The organism is Stenotrophomonas nematodicola, from assembly GCF_009467805.1.
Lineage (GTDB): Bacteria > Pseudomonadota > Gammaproteobacteria > Xanthomonadales > Xanthomonadaceae > Stenotrophomonas > Stenotrophomonas nematodicola.
In genome coordinates, this window is record NZ_WIAY01000010.1 from 1 (window position 1) to 21419 (window position 21419).

The 21419-nt window shown below is 69.0% G+C and carries 17 protein-coding genes; 8 read left to right on the forward strand and 9 right to left on the reverse strand.

Annotated features, from left to right (window positions below; translation table 11 throughout):
• The first annotated feature begins 508 nt into the window (after window positions 1-508).
• A complete protein-coding gene (locus tag GDJ08_RS19080; protein WP_026070633.1) occupies window positions 509-1699 on the forward strand; it encodes a benzoate/H(+) symporter BenE family transporter in 1191 nt (396 codons plus the stop codon).
• A 6-nt stretch (window positions 1700-1705) separates the two neighbouring features.
• On the opposite strand, the gene GDJ08_RS19085 is transcribed toward GDJ08_RS19080, so the two are convergent.
• From GDJ08_RS19085 to egtB, 4 genes are all read right to left on the reverse strand, one after another.
• Window positions 1706-2452 (reverse strand): GYF domain-containing protein, encoded by a 747-nt coding sequence (locus GDJ08_RS19085; protein WP_153165504.1) that lies wholly within the window; start codon window positions 2450-2452, stop codon window positions 1706-1708.
• Window positions 2453-2508: 56 nt separating this feature from the next.
• Window positions 2509-4656: a lytic murein transglycosylase gene (locus GDJ08_RS19090; protein WP_153165533.1), complete on the reverse strand. Its 2148-nt coding sequence runs from the start codon at window positions 4654-4656 to the stop codon at window positions 2509-2511.
• Window positions 4657-4743: 87 nt separating this feature from the next.
• Window positions 4744-5718: an L-histidine N(alpha)-methyltransferase gene (gene egtD, locus GDJ08_RS19095; RefSeq protein ID WP_153165505.1), complete on the reverse strand. Its 975-nt coding sequence runs from the start codon at window positions 5716-5718 to the stop codon at window positions 4744-4746.
• Window positions 5715-6998, reverse strand: a complete 1284-nt coding sequence (egtB, locus tag GDJ08_RS19100) for an ergothioneine biosynthesis protein EgtB (protein ID WP_229296585.1) — start codon at window positions 6996-6998, stop codon at window positions 5715-5717. Before egtB ends, egtD begins: the two co-directional genes overlap by 4 nt.
• Before the next feature lie 170 nt (window positions 6999-7168).
• On the opposite strand from egtB, the gene GDJ08_RS19105 reads away from it, so the two are divergent.
• Window positions 7169-8476, forward strand: a complete 1308-nt coding sequence (locus GDJ08_RS19105) for a GGDEF domain-containing protein (RefSeq protein ID WP_153165506.1) — start codon at window positions 7169-7171, stop codon at window positions 8474-8476.
• Here the strand turns inward: GDJ08_RS19105 and GDJ08_RS19110 are convergent.
• Complete coding sequence (locus tag GDJ08_RS19110) at window positions 8455-8844, reverse strand: YchJ family metal-binding protein (RefSeq protein WP_153165507.1); 390 nt, start codon at window positions 8842-8844, stop codon at window positions 8455-8457. The two genes, GDJ08_RS19105 and GDJ08_RS19110, sit on opposite strands and share 22 nt — an antisense overlap.
• A 130-nt stretch (window positions 8845-8974) precedes the next feature.
• Here GDJ08_RS19110 and GDJ08_RS19115 point away from each other — a divergent pair, with 130 nt between their 5' ends.
• Window positions 8975-9751, forward strand: coding sequence for a sulfite exporter TauE/SafE family protein (locus GDJ08_RS19115; protein WP_136006881.1), 777 nt, complete (start codon window positions 8975-8977; stop codon window positions 9749-9751).
• Between the two features lie 79 nt (window positions 9752-9830).
• Here GDJ08_RS19115 and GDJ08_RS19120 read toward each other — a convergent pair whose 3' ends face one another.
• The 4 genes from GDJ08_RS19120 to folE all read right to left on the reverse strand — a co-directional run bounded on the left by GDJ08_RS19120 (window position 9831) and on the right by folE (window position 16075).
• Window positions 9831-13202, reverse strand: coding sequence for an ATP-binding protein (locus tag GDJ08_RS19120; RefSeq protein WP_153165508.1), 3372 nt, complete (start codon window positions 13200-13202; stop codon window positions 9831-9833).
• A gap of 18 nt (window positions 13203-13220) precedes the next feature.
• Entirely contained in the window at window positions 13221-13922 is a 702-nt protein-coding gene (locus GDJ08_RS19125) for a DUF4194 domain-containing protein (RefSeq protein ID WP_017354736.1), read from the reverse strand.
• A complete protein-coding gene (locus GDJ08_RS19130; protein WP_017354737.1) occupies window positions 13909-15378 on the reverse strand; it encodes a DUF3375 domain-containing protein in 1470 nt (489 codons plus the stop codon). The genes GDJ08_RS19125 and GDJ08_RS19130 overlap by 14 nt, the downstream gene beginning before the upstream one ends.
• 94 nt (window positions 15379-15472) lie before the next feature.
• Window positions 15473-16075, reverse strand: a complete 603-nt coding sequence (gene folE / locus GDJ08_RS19135; protein ID WP_017354738.1) for a GTP cyclohydrolase I FolE — start codon at window positions 16073-16075, stop codon at window positions 15473-15475.
• 160 nt (window positions 16076-16235) lie between these two features.
• Between folE and GDJ08_RS19140 the strand changes: the two genes are divergently transcribed.
• The 5 genes from GDJ08_RS19140 (at window position 16236) to GDJ08_RS19160 (ending at window position 21406) form a co-directional block, all read left to right on the forward strand.
• Window positions 16236-16691 carry a MarR family winged helix-turn-helix transcriptional regulator gene (locus tag GDJ08_RS19140; RefSeq protein ID WP_017354739.1) on the forward strand — a complete coding sequence of 152 codons (456 nt, stop codon included), beginning with the start codon at window positions 16236-16238 and terminating at the stop codon, window positions 16689-16691.
• A gap of 85 nt (window positions 16692-16776) precedes the next feature.
• Complete coding sequence (locus tag GDJ08_RS19145) at window positions 16777-16986, forward strand: DUF1656 domain-containing protein (protein WP_017354740.1); 210 nt, start codon at window positions 16777-16779, stop codon at window positions 16984-16986.
• A complete protein-coding gene (locus GDJ08_RS19150) occupies window positions 16983-17891 on the forward strand; it encodes an efflux RND transporter periplasmic adaptor subunit (RefSeq protein WP_017354741.1) in 909 nt (302 codons plus the stop codon). Before GDJ08_RS19145 ends, GDJ08_RS19150 begins: the two co-directional genes overlap by 4 nt.
• Complete coding sequence (locus GDJ08_RS19155; protein WP_153165509.1) at window positions 17888-19357, forward strand: efflux transporter outer membrane subunit; 1470 nt, start codon at window positions 17888-17890, stop codon at window positions 19355-19357. The genes GDJ08_RS19150 and GDJ08_RS19155 overlap by 4 nt, the downstream gene beginning before the upstream one ends.
• A 3-nt stretch (window positions 19358-19360) precedes the next feature.
• On the forward strand, window positions 19361-21406 hold the full coding sequence (locus tag GDJ08_RS19160; RefSeq protein ID WP_153165510.1) for an FUSC family protein: 2046 nt from the start codon (window positions 19361-19363) through the stop codon (window positions 21404-21406).
• The last annotated feature ends 13 nt before the right edge of the window (window positions 21407-21419 follow it).

A 21419-nucleotide genomic window follows, 5' to 3' on the forward strand; every position in this document is an offset into this window, starting at 1 on the left:
ATCATCCTTCCTGCAGGCGCCTTCACAAGATACCTGCGCATACTGTCAAAGAACCTTGGAGTCGGCCTCAGCGCCTTCCTCCGTGTGCCCCGACGTTTCCGTCGTTGCGAGCCGCCCATTATAGCCGACTTTTCCGCCTCGTCAACACCTTTTTTCAAGGTCGTCCCACCGAAGTGGACGTTGTTGCCGATGCTGCTTCGTCGTGCGACCCGGAGGTCTTTTCGTCGAAGCGAGCCGCCTATTATGTCAGACTTTTCGTTTCCGTCAACACCTTCTTTCGAAGGATGTTGCCGCCGCCTTGGTTGGGTGTTCACCGGGGTGAAGACCGCGTCGCAGCGAGGGAGCGAATACTAAAGACTTCTGAAAATTCGTCAAGGCTTTTCTTCGATCTTTTTCATCGACGCGTCATCAATGCGTGCTGCTCATCTGCAGCCGCGGCAGCACGCGCGTTGCGCGTGCTGCCGCAGGCTTGCTAACAATGCATGTCTTGTCGTCAGGGATGCATGCGATGTCTGCGGTAGCCAAGCGTTCGTTGTTGCGCGATATGTCGTTGCCTGCGGTGATGGCCGGCTTCATTACGGTGTTGGTGGGCTTTGCCAGCTCGGCGGTGATCGTGTTCCAGGCCGCGCGCGCGATGGGCGCATCGCAGGCGCAGATCGCCTCGTGGATGTGGGCGCTTGGACTGGGCATGGGCATCACCTGTATTGGCCTGTCGCTGCGCTACCGCGTGCCCGTGGTGACAGCATGGTCGACGCCAGGCGCGGCCATGCTGGTGGTCGGTGCCGGTGCGGTGGGCTACAGCGATGCGATCGGTGCCTTCGTGCTGGCAGCGGTGCTGGGCATGATCGCCGGCTTCTCGGGGATCTTCGCGCGGCTGATGCAGCGGGTACCGATGGCGTTGGCCGCAGGCATGCTGGCCGGTGTACTGCTGCGCTTTGGGCTGGATGTGTTCGTGTCCATGCAGACGCAGTTGGGCATGGCACTGGCCATGTTCGCCACCTGGTTGATCGGGCGCCGGCTGTTCCCGCGCTATGCCGTGATCGCCACGCTGGGCGTGGGTATTGCCGTGGCTGCCGGCCAAGGACTGCTGCAGTTGCAGGATGTCCGCCTGCAACTGGCCACGCCGGTGTTCACCTGGCCCACGTTGTCGTGGGCGGCGGTGATCGGCGTTGCGCTGCCCCTGTTCGTGGTGACGATGGCTTCGCAGAACATTCCCGGCGTGGCCGTCATCCGCGCATCCGGCTACGACACGCCGGTGTCGCCGGTGATCGGCTGGATCGGCGTGGTGAACACGCTGCTGGCGCCCTTCGGTGCTTACGGACTCAACCTGGCGGCGATCACCGCCGCGATCTGCATGGGCCGGGAGGCGCATGAGGATCCCGCGCGCCGGTACACCGCCGCGGTGGCCGCCGGCGGCTTCTATATTCTGGTGGGCCTGTTCGGTGCGACGGTGGCGGCGGTGTTCGCGGCCTTCCCCAAGGAGCTGGTGGCCTGCGTGGCCGGCATTGCCCTGTTCGGCACGATCGCCAACAGCCTGTCGATGGCGCTGCGGGAGGAGGCCGACCGCGAAGCGGCCCTGGTGACGTTCCTGGTCACCGCGTCGGGGCTGTCATTGGCCGGCATCGGTTCGGCCTTCTGGGGACTGGTGGCCGGGGGTATCTGCTTGCTGGTGCTGCGGCCGTCCGCAGCGCGCGGCTGAGCCGGATCAGGGATCCAGCAGGAAGGTCAACGCGCCGATCAGCACCACATAAATGGCCATGCCAACGAACACCGCCGACCAGCGGGTGCCGCCCAGGCCAGCCAGTGCGGCGTGCTGGGCCGTCGCGTCACCGGGATGACGTGCCTGGGCCAACGCGATCATCCGCTGGGCATGCCGCAGATACAGGTAATTGCCCACGGAACCGGCCGCGACGCTGGTCGCCACGGTGACCACCAGCGATACGCTGTCGCTGGCCCCGGCCAGGGTTTCCAGAATGGACAGGACGGTGAGCGCGCCGATCCACATGGCGGCCTGCGCGTACATGCGGCGATACAACATCCAGAACGCGCCGAACAGGAAGGCCGGCCAGCTCCAGGCGGTGGCGCTGGCCGCCTGACCGTGGGGCGCCAGGTCCAGCCGCCATTTGCGGCGGTATACCGGGAAGTTGCTGCCGACGAAGGCGGCATACGCCTGCTGCCCGTCCACCAGTGGGGCGTGCGCCGGCATGGCGCGGGCATCGACGGCAGATGCCGGCGCAGCATAGGGATCCTGGGACGGCTCGACCGGCGTCGGCGCGGTCATCGCCAGCTCGGCCACGCTGTGCAGGGGCTCCCATTGCGGCATGCCTTGCCGCCAGACCAGGGTGTCGGCGGTGATCTGGCCCTGCCCCAGCAGGTGCTGGAGCTGCACAGCGGGCAGCGGTCCCTGCCGCTGTTGCTGGTGATCGGCGTAGTACCACGGGGTATCGGACATGACTCGTTCCTGGAGGGAGAAGCACCGGTTCGCCCGTCCGGGCGTCGGCTGGGGGATTACAGGGGCAGCACGCGGAAGGTCTGGGTGAGCGTGTGGCTGGCGCCGGCCGGCAGGGTGATGACATCCGGACCGGCGTTGGCGGCCTCCAGACACACATAGTTGCGCCAGCCTGCCCCGACGTCGGCCATGCCTGCCGCCCCCGCCTGGCCCGGGTTCCAGGCCACCAGCGAGCGGCTGCCCTGGGTGGTGACTTCGATGCGCCGCTTCAGCCCGGGGTCCTTGAGCACGTAGCGGCCGCCAGCGCCGGTATAGATGCGGTCGCTGCGGCCGGGATCGCGCGGGTCGCGCAGGTTCCAGTCGCCCTGCTGCACGCGCGGGGTGGCGTAGTTCTCGAACTTGTCCAGATAGGTGAGGCCATCCAGCCCCTGCACGTCCACGGCCGTGGCGTCGTCCACCCGGAAGTAATTGTGGAGGGCCTGGGTGAAGCTGACCGGCTGGCTGCCGCTGTTCTCGGTGATCAGGCGCTGCTCCAGCGTGCGGCCGATGCGCAACTGCATGGTCAGGCGCAGCACCAGGTTGTCCAGCGGCGGCGGGGTCAAGGTGAGCAGTACGGTGCCGTCGGCTTCGCGGCGCGCCTCTTTGAGCGTCCACGCCACGTTGCGCACGAACCCATGCGAGGGCACGTCGGTGCCCTGCCCCTGGCGGCCGAAGTACGGCCAGCACACCGGGCTGCCGCCCCGGATCGGGGTGGGCATCGGCTGCGCGCTGGGAGACAGCCACAGGAGATCCTTGCCGCCCTTGGGAACATAGGACAGCAGTTGCCCGCCGAACACCGATATGGCGGCGCTGGCAAACGGGGTGTCCACCTTCCAGACGGGGAAGCCCTGCACGGTGCCCAGGCTCAGGCCCTCGACCTTGGGCAGGGCGGCGCCAGGGCCGGCCGGAGACTGCACCAGGCGGGCGTGGTTGGGCGGGAGGGTGAACACAGTGGATGCGGGCATGGTGGTGGTCGAAGGGATCGGAATGGGAGGCGCACTGCGCAATGCAGTGAGGATGCGTTGGCCGGCGCGGCCGTCGGTGGCGGTCCAGCCCAGGCGCTGCTGTTCGATCTGGATGGCGCGGCGGGTGGCGGTGCCGATCATGCCATCGGCGGCGCCGATGTCGTGGCCACGTGCGAGCAGCAGGGTCTGCAGCTCACGGCGCTCGCTGCGGCCGATGCCGGGATCGTCAGTGGGCCAGGCCGCGACGATGCCCGGCCCGCCGCGCAGACGGTCGGACAGGGTGGCGATGGCCAGGGCATAGCTCTCTGCGGCGTTGTAGGCGTAGATCGCGTCGTAGTTGCGGAACACCAGCCAGGCCGGTCCCGTGGCGCCGGTCGGCAGCAGCAGGGCGGCGTTGCTGTCGGCGGGCAGGCCGTCCGGGGCAAGCGCGCCGCCGGCCACGGGGACGATGCCCAGCGCGCGCCAGGCGGCCAGTGGCTTGCGCTGGGTGCGGCCGGCCAGCGATGCGTTGAAGCCGGTCGGGAGTTTGACCTCCAGGCCCCAGGGCTGGCCGGTCCGCCAGCCGGCCTTGGCCAGGTAGTTGGCGGTGGAGGCCAGGGCATCGGGGATGCTGGCGACCAGATCGCGGCGACCGTCGCCATCACCGTCCACCGCGATGCGAGCGTAGGTGGACGGCATGAACTGGGTATGCCCGAACGCACCGGCCCAGGAGCCGGTGAGTCCCTCTGCCTGGAGCTCACCGGCGTCGAGCAGCCTGAGCAGGGCCAGCAGCTCGCCGCGGAAGAACGGTTGCCGACGGCCGTTGCAGGACAGCGTGGCCAGCGACTGCAGCAGCGGGCGCTTGCCGAAGACGCGACCGTAGTCGCTTTCCACCCCCCACACGGCCACGATGGTGGCGGGATCGACACCGTACTGCGCCGATACCGTGGCGAGCAGATCGCGATGCAGGGAGAGACGCGCACGGCCATCGTCCACGCGCTGGGTGTCCACCAGCGCGGCGAGGTAGTCCCACAGCGGCGTGGTGAACTCGGGCTGGGCATCCAGGAGCGGCAACACGCTCAGGTCCGGGGTGAGACCGGCGGTGAGGCGTGTGAATCCGTCAGCGCTGATGCCCTGTTTGAGCGCCTGCGGTTCCAGTGTGGCCAGGCAGCGGTCCAGATCGTCCTGCGGCGCGGCGGCAACCGAGGCGCTGGCCAGGCACATCGCGCCCAGCAGCCAGCCGGTGTAGAGCCTCATTGGCGGAAATCCTTGCAGCCAAGTGGACCTGCATCATAACGGTGCGCGCGCAGTTCAAGCCGGCTGCAGCAGTCGCAGGCCGAAGGCCGGCTCAAAAGCGTTCCACGCCGCGCTCGCGCGCAGGCCGGCCTCGGCGACCAATGACGCAAATGACGCATCGGTGTACTTGTGGCTGTACTCGACCGTCATCGCCTCGCCGTCGGCGAAGTCGAACGCACGGCCGTCGACGTGCACGGTCTGGGCGCGGGTGCTGACCAATTCGGTCTCGATGCGCAGGCGCGGCACGCTGTAACGGGCCCGGTGGCGGAAGCCGTCGAGGTCGAAGTCGCTGCCGATCTCGCGATTGAGCCGGCGCAGCAGGTTGAGGGTGAAGTCGGCGGTGACACCCGCGGCATCGTTGTAGGCCGATTCGATCAGCACCGGATCCTTGTGCAGGTCGATGCCGATCAGGGCCAGGCCATCAGCGCCCATTGTCTGTCGCATGGCCCGCAGCAGCGCCACGGCATCGGCATGGGCGAAATTGCCCAGCGTGGAGCCGGGGAAGAACAGCAGCCGACGGGCCGGCGGGCGCTGCGGCGCCGGCACCTGCACCGGGCGGGTGAAGTCGGCGCAGACCGGCAGCATCTCGATGTCCGGCAAGGCCTGGGCAAGCCGCGTGATGCTGGCCAGCAGGGCGGCACGCGAGATTTCGATCGGGGTATAGGCGACCGGATCGGTGAGCGCGTGCAACAGCAGTTCGGTCTTGCGGCCGCTGCCGCTGCCCAGCTCGACCACATGCAGGCGCGGGCCGACCACCTTGGCGATGTCGTGCGCGCAGTCCTGCAGCAGTTTCAGCTCGGTGCGTGTCGGGTAGTACTCGGGCTGGCGGGTGATCTGCTCGAACAGCGCCGAGCCACGGGTGTCGTAGAAGTACTTGGACGGCAACTGGCGCGGCCGGATGGAGAGGCCCTGCACGATATCGGCGGTGATGCGGGCGCGGTCGGGCTGCAGGTCGGTGAGCGCTTCGAGTGCGTCGCTGACCGTGCTCATGCGGCGTCCCGGGCCAGGCGCAGGCCGGCGAACTGCCAGCGCGCCGAGGGGGCGAAGAAGTTGCGGTAACTGGCGCGGACGTGTCCGGCCGGTGTGGCGCAGCTGCCGCCGCGCAGGATCCATTGACCGTTCATGAATTTACCGTTGTATTCGCCGAGATGGCCCGCGAAGGGGCGGAAGCCGGGATAGGCGCCATATGCGCTGCTGGTCCATTCCCAGACATCACCGAACAGCTGCTGCAGCGGGGCCTCGCGGCCGCCGGCAGGGTGCAGTCGATCGGCGTCGGCGAAGTGACCGTCGACCGGCTGACCTGCGGCGGCGGCCTCCCATTCGAACTCGGTGGGCAGGCGCAGGCCCCGCCAGCGCGCGTAGGCATCGGCTTCGTAATAACTGAGGTGGCAGACCGGCGCGTGCGGGTCGAGCGCACGCCAGCCGCCCAGGGTGAACTCGCGCTGCAGGGCATCGTCCCAATACAGCGGATGCTGCCAGTGCTCGGCCTGGCACAGCGCCCAGCCCTCGCTCATCCAGTGCGCCGGCTCTCGATAGCCACCGGCCGCCACGAACTGGCGGTACTCGTCGTTGCTCACCGGCCGGTTGGCCAGCGCGTGTGCGGGCACCAGCACCCGGTGCACGGGCGACTCATTGTCGTAGGCGAACCCGGCGTGGGCTGGCCATGCCGGGGCGCCGATCTCCACGATCTGCTCGGGGCTTTCCTGCCAGCGCAGCGGCACGGCCGTGCTGGGCGAACAGGCGAGATCATCACGGTAGGCCGGTTGCAGCGGGTTGCACCACAGCGCGTGCTTGATGTCGGTCAGCAGCAGCTCCTGATGCTGTTGTTCGTGCTGCAGGCCGAGCAGCAGCTGATGGTGTGTGGTGGCATCGAGCACACCGGCCTGCACCAGAGCGATCACCTGCTGGTCGACCTCGGCACGGTAGTGCAGCACCTCCTGCAGCGACGGGCGCGAGAGCAGGCCGCGCTGCGGGCGCGCGTGCGCCGGGCCGATGCTCTGGTAGTAGCTGTTGAACAGGTAGTGCCAGTCGGGGTTGAACGGCGTATAGCCCGGGCGGTTGGCCAGCACAAAGCGCTCGAAGAACCAGGTGGTGTGGGCCAGGTGCCACTTGGTCGGGCTGGCGTCCGGCATGCTCTGCACCATCGCATCTTCGGCGCTGAGCGGTGCGGCCAGCGCGACGCTGCGGGCACGGATGCCGGCGTAGCGGGCGGCCAGTGCCGCGGCCAATGGGTCGGTGGTCGGCGGCGGTGGGGCGACGGCGGTATTCATCGCGATCAGGATCGAACAGCGCGGGTGAGCGCAACGTCATGGCACGGCTCACGCCGCGTTACGCAGCTCAAGTTGAATGCGCATCGGCCGCTACCGGGAGGACCATCGCCTGTGTGGTCCGGTTTGCACGATGCAGCCACGGCGCGCCGGCCCGCTCTGTGGAACCGTCCTTGCGGAATCACCTGCTACGCCAGCCCAGCCACTATCTGTTCGTACTGCCCGCCGTGCTTGCCGGGCTGGTGCTGTGGTCGGCCACCCCGGCGCAGGAGGTCGGCAGCCCGGTGCACCGCCTGCTGCCCCTGCTGCTGACCTGCCTTGGCGTGGGCGTGGCCCTGGTCTACAACCGGGTGCGGGCGCTGTGCCTGCTGCTGGCGATCGCGCTGGCCTTCGCGTTGCTGCACGGTCTGGTGGCCGGCTTCCTGCGCGATGGCGTGGTCTCTGCCACCACGCCGCTGACCTTCCATGCGGTCGCGTTGTGGTTGCCCGTTCTGTTTGTGCTGCATGGACTCTGGCCCGAGCGCGGACGCCTGCGCCAGGACCTGCTGCTGCGCGCGGTGCTGAGCGGCCTGGCGTTGGGCATCTTCGCGCTGTTGGCCGCGCAGGGGCCGCAGGGCATGCACGATCTGCTGTCCAACCGCCATTGGGCGTGGCTGCCGACCGGCTTGAGCCGACTGGCGCAACTGCCGACGCTGGCCTTCGTGGTCGCTGCGATCACGCTGTCGGTGCAGGCCGTGCGCGCACCACGCGCCCTGCATACCGCGATGCTGCTGGCGCTGCTGGCAGTGTGGGCGATGCTGCCGCGGATCTTCCTGTCGCCGGCGCTGCTGCCCGCGCTGACCAGCGTGGCGCTGCTGGCACTGGTATCGGCGATGGTGCAGGAATCGTTCCACATGGCCTTCCGCGACGAGCTGACCGGCCTGCCCGGCCGGCGGGCGCTGAACGAATGCCTGCAGCGCGTGGGCGCCACGTACACGATCGCGATGGTCGATGTGGACCACTTCAAGCGCTTCAATGACACCCACGGCCATGACATCGGCGATGACGTGCTGCGGCTGGTAGCGGCGCGGCTGGCAGGTGTGGGCGGCGGCGGGCGGGCCTTCCGCTACGGCGGCGAAGAATTCGCGCTGGTGTTCCTGGACCGCACTGCCCCGGCCTGCGTGGCAGCGGTGGAGGCGATCCGGGCGACGGTGGAAGACGCCCGCATGACACTGCGCGACCGCGCGGCGCGGACCCGCGACGACGCGGTGGGCCGCCTGCAGCGCGGCCGTGGCGGCGGTGGCGAAGTGGTGCAGGTGACGGTCAGCATCGGCGTGGCCGACAGCCGCGTTGGCGACAGCCCGCAGGCCGTGATCAAGGCCGCCGACCAGGCGCTGTATGCGGCCAAGGACGCCGGCCGCAATTGCGTGCGCGCGCACGGCCAGCAGCGCCCCGTGGCGGTACGCAGCAGCGAGGCGGCTCAGGGCAGCGCGTCGAGGTAGTACCAGCGGCCGTCCTCGCGGACGAAACGGCTGTGTTCGAGCATCTTGACCGCGCTGCCGCCACCCACCTTGTAGCGTGCGGTGAAACGTACCCGGGCGTGGTCCGGGTCCGATACGGTGTGCTCGTGGACGGTCAGGCCCAACCAGCGGGTGCGTTGGCCGTCCGCGTCGTCCAGCGACAACGTGGGGGGGCGGGTATCGGGGTGCCAGCTGGCAAGCAGGTAGTCCGGCAACTGCTTTACATAGGCGCTGTAGCGCGAGCGCATCAGCGCTTCGGCATCCGCTGCGGCCTCACCGGCGTGGACGCGGCCGCAGCAGGCGACATACGCCAGTGGTCGGCCGCAGGGACAGGGGTCGGAATGGGTCATGCGGACATTGTGACGCGACGCTGTTGCGTCGACCACCGTCATCGCCGGTGAGCTGCCGACCAACGACCGGCTCTACCTGCGGGGTCCTGCCGGGCGTATGCTGGCGCGCTTTACGCCACGATGCCCTGCCGTGTTCGAGCTGGTTCCCCCTGAATTGTTGTGGTTGGTGGCGATTGCCTTCATCGCCGGTCTGGTCGATGCCGCCGTCGGTGGCGGCGGGCTGGTGCAGCTGCCGGGCCTGTTCACGGTGCTGCCGCAGCAGACACCGGCGATGCTGTTTGGCACCAACAAGTTCAGTTCAATGTTCGGCACCGCGGCCGCGGCCGTGCGTTATGCGCGCAATGTGCGCTTCCCGTGGCGACCGGTGCTGTTCGCGGCAGGCACCGCCTTCGTGTTTTCGTTTGCCGGGGCCACAGCGGTCAGCCTGCTGCCCAAGGATGCGGTGCGCCCGCTGGTGCTGGTGCTGCTGGTGGCGATGCTGGGCTATACATTGTGGAAGAAGGACTTCGGCGCACTGCACCGGCCGCGCGAGATCGGCCGCAGGGAGCTGGCCGCCGCATTGGCCATCGGCGCGGTGATCGGCTTCTACGACGGCTTCTTCGGACCGGGCACCGGCAGCTTCCTGATCTTCCTGTTCGTGCGCTTCTTCGGGCTGGACTTTCTGCGCGCTTCGGCCGCGTCGAAGGTGGTCAATCTGGCCACCAACCTGGCGGCCATTTCGTTCTTCGTGCCCACCGGCAACATCCTGTGGCTGTTCGCGGTGCCGATGGCCGCCGCCAACATCGTCGGCTCGGTGGTCGGCACGCGGCTGGCGCTGCGCGGCGGCACGCCGTTCATCCGCAAGCTGTTCGTCGGCCTGGTAGTGGTGCTGATCGCCCGGATGGGCTGGGATACCTTCGGCGGATAACCCCGTCGCGCGGGGCGCCGCCCGGTTGGAGCCTCCCATCGGTCGGCTCTCCCCGGGGTGCGCGGGCGTGGCCGGCCGGTCAGGCGACCGGTTCGGCGTCCTGCTGGCGGCTGCGTTCGGGCAGCTTCAGCCGCTTGGCCTCTTCGTCGTACTCGATCAGCAGCACGCCGGAGTCGTGGCGGCCGCTGATCTCGACGAAGCAGGCGCCGCCGATGAACGGCTCCAGCGTCATCACCGACTTCAGCGGCGTGGCCACCACCATCTGGAAGCCGAAGTTCTCGAAGATGTTCATCGCCAGGGCGGTGAACTCGTTGTCGGCCTTGTCGAATGCTTCGTCCAGGACCACGGCGGCATAGCTGGGCAGTTGGCTCTCGGCACCACCCAGCTGGTAGCGCAGCGCGGCCGCCAGGCAGGTGGTGGCCAGCTTCTGCCGCTGGCCACCGGACTTGCCGGCGCCACTGCGGTAGATCTCCACCTGCTGGCGGGTGGCCGCGTCCAGCTCGACGCCGATGAACTCCACGTGCAGGCGCACGTCGAGCACGTTCTCGCGCCAGCGCCGGTCCTCGCCCTCCTGTGAACCAAGGCGTTTGACCAGCTCACGCAGGACGGCGAACTGTGCCTCGGCCACCTCGCGCTCTTCGGTCTGGTGGTGCGAGAGCACTTCACGCAGCTGCTGGTGGAACTCCAGCACTTCCGGCAGGCGGCGGTCACTGAGTTCGATGGTCAGCAGGGTGCCGCGGTTGAAGGGCACCTGCTCCAGCGAGGCGTTGACCTCGTCCAGGCGCTGGCCGATCGACTTGCGGGCCTCGGCACTGTGCCGCTGAAGGGCCAGCAGGTTGTTCTTGCTCTGGTTCTGCAGCAGGTCGAAGAAACGCTCTTCGTGCTGCGGCAGGCCGTCGCGCTCCAGGCGCTGCAGGCGGGCCAGAAAGTCGTCGGCCGAGGCGACCGACGCGGTGAAGTCGCCCGATTCCTCCGGCCACGCCTGGGCGAAGCGCCGGAAGCAGGCCACCAGTTGGGTCTCGACACGATGCACCTCGTGCTGCGAGGCGGCCAGGCTTTCGTTGATGCCCTTGCTGATCTCGCGCATGTGCGCTTCGAGGGTTTCCAGGCTGAGCCCACCCAGCAGGTCCAGGCGCTGCTGCAGCCCTGCTTCCTGCGTGGCGCCGAGCGCCGGCAGTACCAGGGCGCGGCTGCGCTGGCGCTGGGCATCGAGCTTGTCGCGTTCGCGGGAGAGCTGGATGAGTTCGACGCGGGTGTCTTCGTAGGTGCGGCGGGCCTGCGCGATGTCCGCGCGGGCCTGGTCGATCTGCTGCGCCAGGCGGGCCAGATCGGCGTTGCCTTCCTTCAGTTCGCGCAGCGAGGAGGCGATGTCGTCCAGGCGCTGGAGTGCCGTGGCGACGTCCACTTCCTCCCACACGAAGTTGACCAGCTGGTTGCAGGCCAGGCGGCGGTCGTTGTCGCGGTCGCGCTGGCCGCGCAGCCGCGCGATATCCTCGTCGCATTCGGCGATGCGCTGCGCCAGCGCCTGCGCTTCCTTGCGGAACAGCGCCAGCTTGTCGCTGTTGCTGAAGCCGAGCAGCCAGCGCCGGCGGTCGCTGATGGCGTTGCGGTCGTCCTTTTCAAACCGGTCGCCCGGATGCTTGACCTGGCCTTCGCGGGAAATGCCACGGTCCACATCACGCAGCTGCTTCGCGTCCACGCACTCGTAGTCGTAGCGCTTGCCCAGTTCACGGCGCAGCCACGGCTCGAACACGCTGTCGCGGAACTCCAGCTTGTGCAGCAGCGAGCGCGCGGAGGGCTCGCGGGCGATCGCGTCGTCGTTGCGGCGCACCCGGTAATAGGTAAGCCGCATGCCAAGCTGGGTGCGGTTCACCCATGCGTTGACCTCGTTGTAGTGCTTGTCTTCCACCAGCAGCGACTGCGCGAAGCCGAACAGCACGCGCTCGATCGCGCCCTGCCAGGCGCCCTGCTCCTGGCGGACCTGGATCAGTTCGCCCACAAACGGCAGCGCCGCCTCGGGCACGCCGGTTTCCTCGGCCAGCCGGCTGCGCAGCTTCTGCAGTGGCGCGGGGATGCTCGACGGATTGCGCTCCATCGCCTCCAGTTCGGCGCGGACCTCGCCGAAGCGGCGGGTGTCGTCCTGCTTGCCGGCCAGGCGTTCGGTGATGGCATCGTCCAGCGCGGCCGCCGCCTGCTGGCGATTGTCCAGCTCAGCCTGTGCGCGGGCGATCAGCTGTGCGAAGCCGTGGGCGTCATCGGGCACGACGGCCTGCAGCGCTTCGGCTGCCTGCTGCGCCTGCCCGCGCTTGGCCTGGCGCCGGTCGCGCTCGGCCTGGGCGCGGCCATGCTCGCGTTCCAGCTCCTCGATGCGCTCGCCGCCCTGCTGGCGACGTTGGAGTTCCAGGCCGGCCAGGTGCTCCTCGTGGTTCGCCAGCGCCTGGCGGCGCTGGGTTTCTTCTCCCAGCAGCCCGCGGTGGCGCACGTCGATGGCCTGCAGGCGCTTTTCCAGCAGCTGCTGCAGTCGCGATTCGCGGAAGCTGTCCAGGCCGAGCTTGAGCGTTTCCTCATCGGCACGCTGCAGGTTCATGGCCTTCAGCTCGGCGTACAGGGCACGTGCCGGCAGGAGGGTTTCGACCTGGCGCCGGGCGGTGACGACTGACTTGTGGGCGCCGTCCAGCTCGGCGAAGTCGCTGACCAGGCGCTCGGCGGCATCAAAAGTCCGCGGCGTATCCAGCATGAAATCGCGCAGGAAGACGTTCAGATCGCCCAGGTTCTTGGCCGACTGCGTCTTGTGCAGCAGCCGCAGCGCCATGTCGTTGTCGATGCCGAGCAGGTGGCGGAAGCGTTCGGCATAGCCGGTGAAGCTGTCGAAGTGGTGCACGTCGCCCAGGCGCTGCTTGAGCTTGCGCAGGTCCAGGTCGAAGCCCCCCAGGTCCTTGGCGATGTCGAACGGCCGTTCGGCGATCAGGTAGTGCTTGCGCACGTCGGCGGCGGCGGCGCCGTTGCCGGCGATCCAGAACAGGCGCACCAGGCTGACCACGCGGCCATCACCGGCGCGGTATTCCAGCACCAGGGCGGTCCAGGTGGCGCCCTTGCGCAGGTACTGCGTGGCGATTTCACCGGTGCCGCGGTCCTGCTGGTCTGCCCACGCGCCACGCACGTAGGACACCAGATTGCGGTCGCGGCCACTGCGTTCGGCTTCGCGCGCGGCGGCGTTGAAGTCGACGATCGACGGCGGCACCAGCATCGCCGACATGGCATCGAGCAAGGTCGACTTGCCCGAGCCGGACCGGCCCACGAACAGGAAACCGCGCTCGGCGATCGGCACTTCGGTCAGGCCGTTGAAGGTGCCCCAGTTGTGCACCTGCAGGCGCCGCATGCGGAACTGCTGCAGCCGCGGATCGGGCAGCCCGTCATTGAACAGGGCGGGGGTGTGCTTGGAAATGGCCATGCGTTATCGGTGGTCCGTTCAGGCTTTTGCTGCGGGGGTGTCGCGCAACTGGCGGTACACATGGGACAGCGCGGAGACGTCTTCGGCGGAGAACAGCAGTTTCAATGCCGGCGACACTTCGTGGCGGTCGTCCTGTCCGGCGAGGCGGGTCAGGATGTGGTTCTCCTTCATCTTCTGCACCGCCGCGGCCACGCGTCGATTGAAGCCGGCGCGATCGGTGGACAGGTTCTTTTCGTAGATGGCCAGAGCCTCGGCCATCTCGTTGTCGGCCACCACCGCGCGGTTGCCGCGCGCATCGGCCTCGGCCAGCTGCTGGCGCAGGTACAGCAGCAGCACCGAGTCGATGAAGGTCAACGGCGAGCTGCGCAGCAGCACCGGTGCATCGATGTCCTCGGTGTCGGCCTGCCGGGTGAAGGCCACGCCGCTGTCGCGATCCAGCACCAGTTCCAGGAACAGGTCCGACAGCGCCGAGCGGATCGCGGCCTCATTGCGGATCAGCGCCGGCCACAGCTTGGCGTGGCGCAGCTGGTCGATGCTCGGGCCGATCAGCAGCTGGCACAGCGCGCGGCGCCCATCCAGCGGCAGACGCCCGGTGTCGCCCATGTAGAACACGTCATTGCTTCGCCGCGGCAGCGGCGTCACCACCACCGGTTCGGCATCGTGATCGTCTGCGGCCCCGTCGATGGGGGCGACGTCATGGGAATCTTCATGCCAGTTCATGGCGTTTCTCCTGGGTGAACCAAACCAGCGGGATGCGGGCGCGTCGCCACTGTCCATCGCCGCCACGCCAATGGGCGGTTTCCTGTTCGCCGTGCACCACGGTGCCGTGGCGGGTGCCCAGCGACAGGTAGCCGATCACGCTGCCCAGCCCTTGCGGCGCCTCGCGCTGCGACAGGGCCTGGGCGATGCTGAGCCGCGGCTGCGCGCCAAGCAGTTCGTGCAGGTCGCGACGCAGGGTGCGGAAGTCGATTTCCGACGACGCCACCAGGTCACCGACGCTTTCCAGACTGATGCTGGCCGCGTCGTTGCGCTGCACGCTGCCGTCCACCTGCGCGCTGCGCGGGTCGTGCAGCTTCCATTGCGACCACGAGCGCAGGCGGCTGGTGGTGAGCTGCAGATCGCGGCCGATCGGGCGCTGGGCGGCGAAATCATCGCGCAGCGCCAGGGCCTCCGATTGTGCCTGCTTCAGCAGCTGGTTGAGGCGGCGCTGCTCGAGGTAGCCACGGCTCTGTACGAACCCGCGCAGACTGCGCGCGAAATGCTGCAGCACATCGTGGACCTGGCCGCCGCGGTCGAGCATGGTGCCGGTGAAGCCGCGCAGGAAGGCGCGCTCGTTGCGGTCCAGCTTGCGGGCAAAGCCGCGTGCCAGCACCGCCTCCAGCGCGGCATCGAGCTGGGCGCTCTGCTCGGCGTCGTTGAGCAGCCGCCAGAAGGCCTGGAAACTGCGCCCGGCATCACTGTCGCCGATCACATCCACGCCCTCGAACAGCTTGGAGAGCACGTCGCCACGCTCGCTTTCATCGTCGATGATGCGTTCGCGGAACTCGCGGTTGAGGCGCTCGAAATCATCGCGGACGCGGCGGAAGTCCTCGGTGAGATCGTCGGCCAGGCCGATGATCTGGCGCGCACGTTCCAGCGCGCGCTTGCCGTCCAGGGCCACCACCCGGCCCTCACCCACCCGTGCGATCTCCGCATCGATGCGGTCGCGTTCGTCGCGCAGCGCCGACAGGCGCGCATCGGGATTGGATTCGGTCTGGGCGGCCAGCTGCGAGAGCTGCTCGATCACCAGCGCCAGGCGGCTTTCGGTGGCCGCCACGCGGCTTTGTTCCAGGCTGTCGGCGAAGCGGATCGCCTGCAGTGCCTGCGTGGACAGTTCGTACTGCTCCTGGTCGGCGCCGTCGGGCAGGCGCCGCTCCAGCCAGCCCTGGGCAAGCCAATGGGCGATGTAGGCCTGGGCGGTACGCGGCAGCTCGCGCGACAGCTCCTCGCCGTTGAGCTGGTCCAGCGCGCGCTGCAGGCGTTCATGCAGTGCGGCCGCCGGCAGGGTGCGTTCGCCGTCCATCAGCAGGCTCTGCAGCAGGCCGATGATCTCCGGGGCGTTGGCAGCGGCCAGCAGCTTCCACTGGGGCTGTTCGCGCAGGGCGCGGTAACGGGTGATGCGTTCGCGGTGCTTCATGCAGCCAGGACATCCGGAAGAACACCGCGCAGCCAGACGCCGCGCAGCAGGAAGGGTACCGGCCCGGCACCAAGGTGCCGGGCGCGCGGCAGGTTCAGCGCTTGCCGCCCACTTCGATGAAGCGCAGGAACTCGGCGCGGGTGCGCGCGTCCTCGCGGAAGCTGCCCAGCATCTTGGAGGTGACCATGCTGACGCCGCGCTTGTGGATGCCGCGGGTGGTCATGCACTCGTGCGCACCTTCCACCACCACGCCCACGCCGACCGGCTGCAGCACGTCCTGGATGCACTGGGCGATCTGCGCGGTCATCTTTTCCTGGACCTGGAAGCGGCGCGCATACGCCTCGACCACGCGGGCCAGCTTGCTGATGCCCACCACCTTGCCCGCCGGCAGGTAGCCGACGTGCACGCGGCCGATGATCGGCGCCATGTGGTGTTCACAGTGGCTTTCGTACTCGATGTCGCGCAGCACGATCAGTTCGTCGTAGCCGGCCACTTCCTCGAAGGTACGCTCCATGTAGGCGCGCGGGTCGTCGCGGTAGCCGCTGAACCAGTCGCCATAGGCCTCGGCGACACGCCGCGGCGTATCCAACAGGCCTTCGCGGGTGGGGTCTTCACCGGCCCAGCGCAGCAGCGTGCGCACGGCCGATTCGGCATCGGCCTGGGTGACCGGGGTGGCGTCGTTGTCTTTTTCGCTCATTACATACAGCACCCGAAGGGGGGCGAGCATCGTACCCGAGAGACCCCTCGGGCGTCCCCCGCCATGCCGCCGGCGCCCGGTTCCGGTGGGCTGCCGTTGGGCGGCGGTTGGGGCACGGCTATTGATAGGATGGAAATTAGTAGTATCCTATCTATCTGCCATGAAACGCATCCTCGACGAACGTACCCAGCTGCAGATGCAGCTCAGCTCCGGCCTGCTCTACGCAGGGCGGCAGTGGCAGCGTCTGGCCGACCAGGCCCTGGGCAGCTATGGCATTTCCGCCGCGTGCACCATGCCGCTGCTGATGATCGGGCGCGCCGGTGGGGGTATCCGCCAGGTGACGCTGGCCCAGCAACTGGGCATGGAAGGCCCGTCACTGGTGCGTCTGCTGGACAAACTCGCAGCCAGCGATCTGGTGCGCCGCGAATGCGATGCCAGCGACCGCCGCGCCAACCTGCTGTGGCTGACCGACAAGGGCGAGGCCCTGGTCAGCGAGCTGGAGTCGCAGCTGATCGGGTTGCGCGAGGACGTGTTCGGTGCGCTGTCGATGGACGAACTGCGCACCGTGCTGAAGCTCTGGCAGCTGCTGGCCGATGCCGCCGAACGCGTGACGTAAGCCGCTTTCCCCGTTGTGCCGCCCGGTGCCGTCCTGCGACGCCGGGCAATCCCCTTTCCGCTCTCCCTGCGAATCCCTTGCCTCGATGTACGGTGAATTCAGTCTCTATGGTGTGTTCGTCCCGACTCTGCTCGGGCTGATGCTGCTGGCCTACCTGCTCAAGAGCGGGCTGCGCCTGGTTCTGCAGCGCACCGGCGCCTACCGCCACATCTGGCACCCCGCCCTGTTCAACCTGGCCGTGTACGTGATCGTGCTTGGCGGGTTGTTCTCCCTGATGCGTTGGATGCAATCGTGAACAAGACCCTCAAGCGTGCTTTCCCGGTCGTGCTGACCGTTGTGGCGGTGCTCGCCGCCGTGCTGGTGCTGCGCCATCTGTGGGCGTACTACATGGATGAGCCGTGGACGCGCGATGCGCACGTCAGCGCCGATGTGGTGCAGGTGGCCCCGGACGTGTCCGGGCTGGTGGAAGCGGTGAAGGTGGCCGACAACCAGCCGGTAAAGCGCGGCGAGGTGTTGTTCGTGGTTGACCAGGCGCGCTACCGGATCGCGCTGGAACAGGCGCAGGCCGCGCTCGGCGAACGCCGCGCGACGCTGGAACAGCTGCGCCGCGAGATCGCCCGCGACCGCAGCCTGGCCGACCTGGTGGCCGCCGAGGACGCCGAAGTGCGCCGCGCCAGGCTGCAGGCCGCGCAGGCGTCGATGGCCACCGCGCAGGCCGCCGTCGACCTGGCCCGGCTCAACCTGGCCCGGACCGAGGTGCGAAGCCCGAGCGACGGGCACGTCAACGACCGCACCGTGCGCGCCGGCGACTACGTGACTGCCGGGCGACCGGTGATGGCGGTACTGGACACCGGATCCTTCCGCATCGACGGCTACTTCGAGGAAACCCGCCTGCGCGGCGTGCATGCCGGGCAGAAGGTCGATATCCGCCTGATGGGCGAGGCACAGCCACTGCAGGGCCACGTGCAGAGCATCGCCGCCGGCATCGAGGACCGTTACCGCAGCGAAGGCAGCAGCCTGCTGCCGAACGTCACCCCGGCGTTCGACTGGGTACGCCTGGCCCAGCGCATCCCGGTGCGCATCCATATCGACCGCGTGCCGGCCGGCGTGAACCTGATCGCCGGGCGCACCGCCACGGTGACCATCGAGCCGGACGTCGCCACTCCCACCCCGGCGCAACCGGCACGGGCGGCACTGTGAACCGCCCGGCCCTGCACCGCATCGCCTTCGCCTTGGCGCTGACCAGCAGCCTGGCGGCATGCCGCACGGTCGGCCCGGATTACGCGGTACCGGCCGGTTCGGCTTTCCAGCGCCCCGAGGCCAACGCAGCGTTCATCGACACCGCCAACCCGCAGGTGGCCCCTGGCGCCGAGTTGCCGGCACGCTGGTGGGAGCTGTACCAGGACGCCACGCTCAATGGACTGGTGGAACAGGCGCTGCGCGACAACGTGGAACTGAAGGTCGCCGATGCCAACCTGCGTCGCGCTGCGGCCGTGTACGAGCAGGCGCTGGATGCCGGTGGTTTCGAGTACGAAGCCGAGGCCGGGGTGAGCCGCGCGCAGCTGTCGGCGGAATCGTTCCTGCTCGAGCACGAGCTGCCGCCGATCAACCTGGCCGACGGCACATTCGCGGTGTCCTACCAGTTCGACCTGTTCGGCAAGCTCAAGCGCGCCTCCGAAGCGGCGCGGGCCGATGAGCAGTCGGTGGCCGCGGCGATGGACCTGGCACGGGTCTCGCTGGTGGCCCAGGTCGCCGGCAGCTACGTGGAGATCTGCCACGCCAACCACGAACTGCACGTGGCCGAACATTCCCTGCAGCTGCAGCAGCGCAGCCGCGAGGTGACCCAGCGGCTGATCAGCGCCGGGCGCGGCACGCCGCCGGAGCTGGCCCGCGCCAACGCACAGGTCGCGATGCTGGAGGCGGCGCTGCCGCCGCTGCGCGCGCACCGCCAGGCCTCGGAGTATCAGCTGGCCGCCCTGCTCGGCCGCACCCCGGGCCAGCTGCCCGAGGGCGTGGACGCGTGCGACCACGCCCCGACCCTGGCCCAGCCGCTGCCGGTGGGCGATGGCCGCGCGCTGCTGCAGCGCCGCCCCGACATCCGCCAGGCCGAACGGAAGCTGGCTGCGGCCACCGCGCGGATCGGCGTGGCCACCGCCGAGCTGTACCCGGACATCCGCCTGGGCGCGTCGCTTGGCGCGGCCGGCCTGCTCGCCGATGTCGGCGAGCCGCTGACCCGGCAGTGGTCGTTCGGCCCGCTGATCTCGTGGACGCTGCCGTCCTCGGGTACCCACGCGCGCATCCACGCCACCGAAGCCGGGGCAGATGCGGCGCTGGCCGAGTTCGACCACAGCGTGCTGCAGGCGCTGCGCGAAACCCAGACCGCGTTGAGCCGCTACGCACACGACCTGCAGCGCCTGCAGTCGCTGCAGCAGGCGCAGGCCCAGGCGGCGCTGGCCGCCGAGCAGAACCGCCGGCTGTACCAGGGCGGGCGCACGCCGTACCTGTCCAGCCTGGACGCCGACCGCACCCTGGTTTCGGCCGACGCCACGCTCGCACAGCAGCAGGCGCAGGTCTCGCGCGACCAGATCCAGCTGTTCCTGGTCCTCGGTGGCGGCTGGAACGCCGATGCGGTAGCCCAGGCGCCGGTTGCTGGTCGGCAGGACTGACCCATGCTGCTGCTCGACCGCCAAGCCTGGCTGTTCTCGGTAAAGACCTTCCTGGCCGCACTCGCCGCGCTCTATATCGGCCTGGCCGGCAATCTGTCGCGCCCGTACTGGGCGATGGCCACGGTGTACATCGTGACCCAGCCGATGCTCGGGCCAACGCGTGCCAAGGGCGTGTACCGCATCGTCGGCACGCTGATCGCCGGCGCGGCCACGCTGTGGATGCTGCCGCACCTGGTGGAGACGCCGCTGCTGCTGAGCGCGGCGATGTCGTTGTGGCTGTCGGCCTGCCTGTTCATCGCCCTGCTCAACCGGGGCCCGCGCGGCTACGCGTTCCTGCTGGCCGGCTACACCACGGCGTTCATCGGTTTTCCGGCGGTGACCTCGCCGGACACCATCTTCGACACCGTGGTGGCGCGCAGCGAGGAGATCATCCTGGGCACGGTGGTGGCGGTGCTGTTCGCTTCGCTGTTCTTCCCGACGTCGGTGCGGCCGATGCTGCGCTCGCGGATCGGCAACTGGATGGGCGATGCGGCGCAATGGTGCCGCCAGATCCTCACCCGGGGGCACGCGCATGCGCCACGCAACCGGCTGGCGGCTGACCTGGTGCAGTTCGAGGCGCTGATCGAGTTCCTGCGCCGCGATGACCCGCGCCACGCGGGGGCTGCGGTGTCGATGGAGCGCCTGCGCGAGCGCATGCTGCTGATGCTGCCGGTGCTGTCATCCATCGCCGACCGGCTGGGCGCGTTGCGCGCCGGCGGGCGCGCGCTGCCGCCGGGCCTGGAACCGCTGGTGGACGACATCGCGCAGTGGCTGGAACACCCCGAGCGCTCCAGCGCCAGCGGGTATGCGGCGCTGCGCGAGCGCATCCGCGCGCTGAAGCCGGCGGTGGACGGCGAACTGGACCACCTGCTGCTGGTCACGCTGCTGCTGCGGCTGGAGGAGCTGGTGGACCTGTGGCAGGACTGCACGTCCCTGCAGCAGGCAATCGAAGCGGGCAGCGCGCCGCGCGACGCCACCCACTACCGCATCCGTGCGCGTCGTGGCGGCGATGCGCGCCATGTCGATTACGGCATGGCGCTGTTCTCGGCCACCAGCGCCGGGGTGGCGCTGATGACCTACTGCGCGCTGTGGATCGGCCTGGGCTGGGAGGGCGGTGGCAACGGCGCGATGATGGCCGCGGTGGCCGCCGCCTTCTTCGCCGCGCAGGACGACCCCGCGCCGAGCATGCTGTCCTTCCTGCTGTGGGCGATCGTGGCCAGCCTGGTCGCCGGCGTGTACCTGTTCGGCATCTTCCCGGCGGTGCACGACTTCGGCAGCCTGGCCCTGGTGCTGGCGGTGATCTTCCTGCCATTGGGGCTGCTGCTGCACCGGCCGCAGACGGCCCTGATCGGGCTGCCGCTGACGGTCAACCTGGTGGCGCTGCTCAATGTGCAGAACACCTACAACGCCAACATCCAGAGTTTCATCAACTCTTCGGTGGCGATGTTCATCGGCATCGGGTTCGCGGTGGTGATGACCCGCCTGTTCCGCTCCGTCGGTGCCGAATGGACCGCACGACGACTGGTCCGCCAGGGCTGGAGTACGTTGGCCGAAGCGGCCGAAGGGCGCGGCCAGCAGGACCGCCAGCAGTTTGCCGCACGCATGCTGGACCTGCTGGGCCTGCTCGCCCCGCGCCTGGCCGCCACGCCGGAGGGCAGCGACATCGCCTCGGTGGATATGCTCACCGAAGCGCGCGTCGGCCTGAACATCCTGCAGCTGCGCCGCGCCCGGCATGGCCTGCCCGAGGCGAGCGCGCAGGCGATCGAGGCGATCCTGGACGATGTGGCCGCGCACTACCGCGCGCAGGTGGCGCAGCGGCGTCCGCTGCCGGCGCCGGAAGGCCTGCAGGCGCGCCTGGATGCCTCGCTCAAGCGCGTGCAGACCGTGGACCCGGGCAAGGCCCGCGACGAGGCACTGATGGGCGTGCTGGGCCTGCGCTACGGCCTGTTCCCCGAACGCATGCCGGTGCCGGCCCCGCCGCCGGTGGGCGCGGTACCCGCCGCACGCTGAGTCACCGGCACGG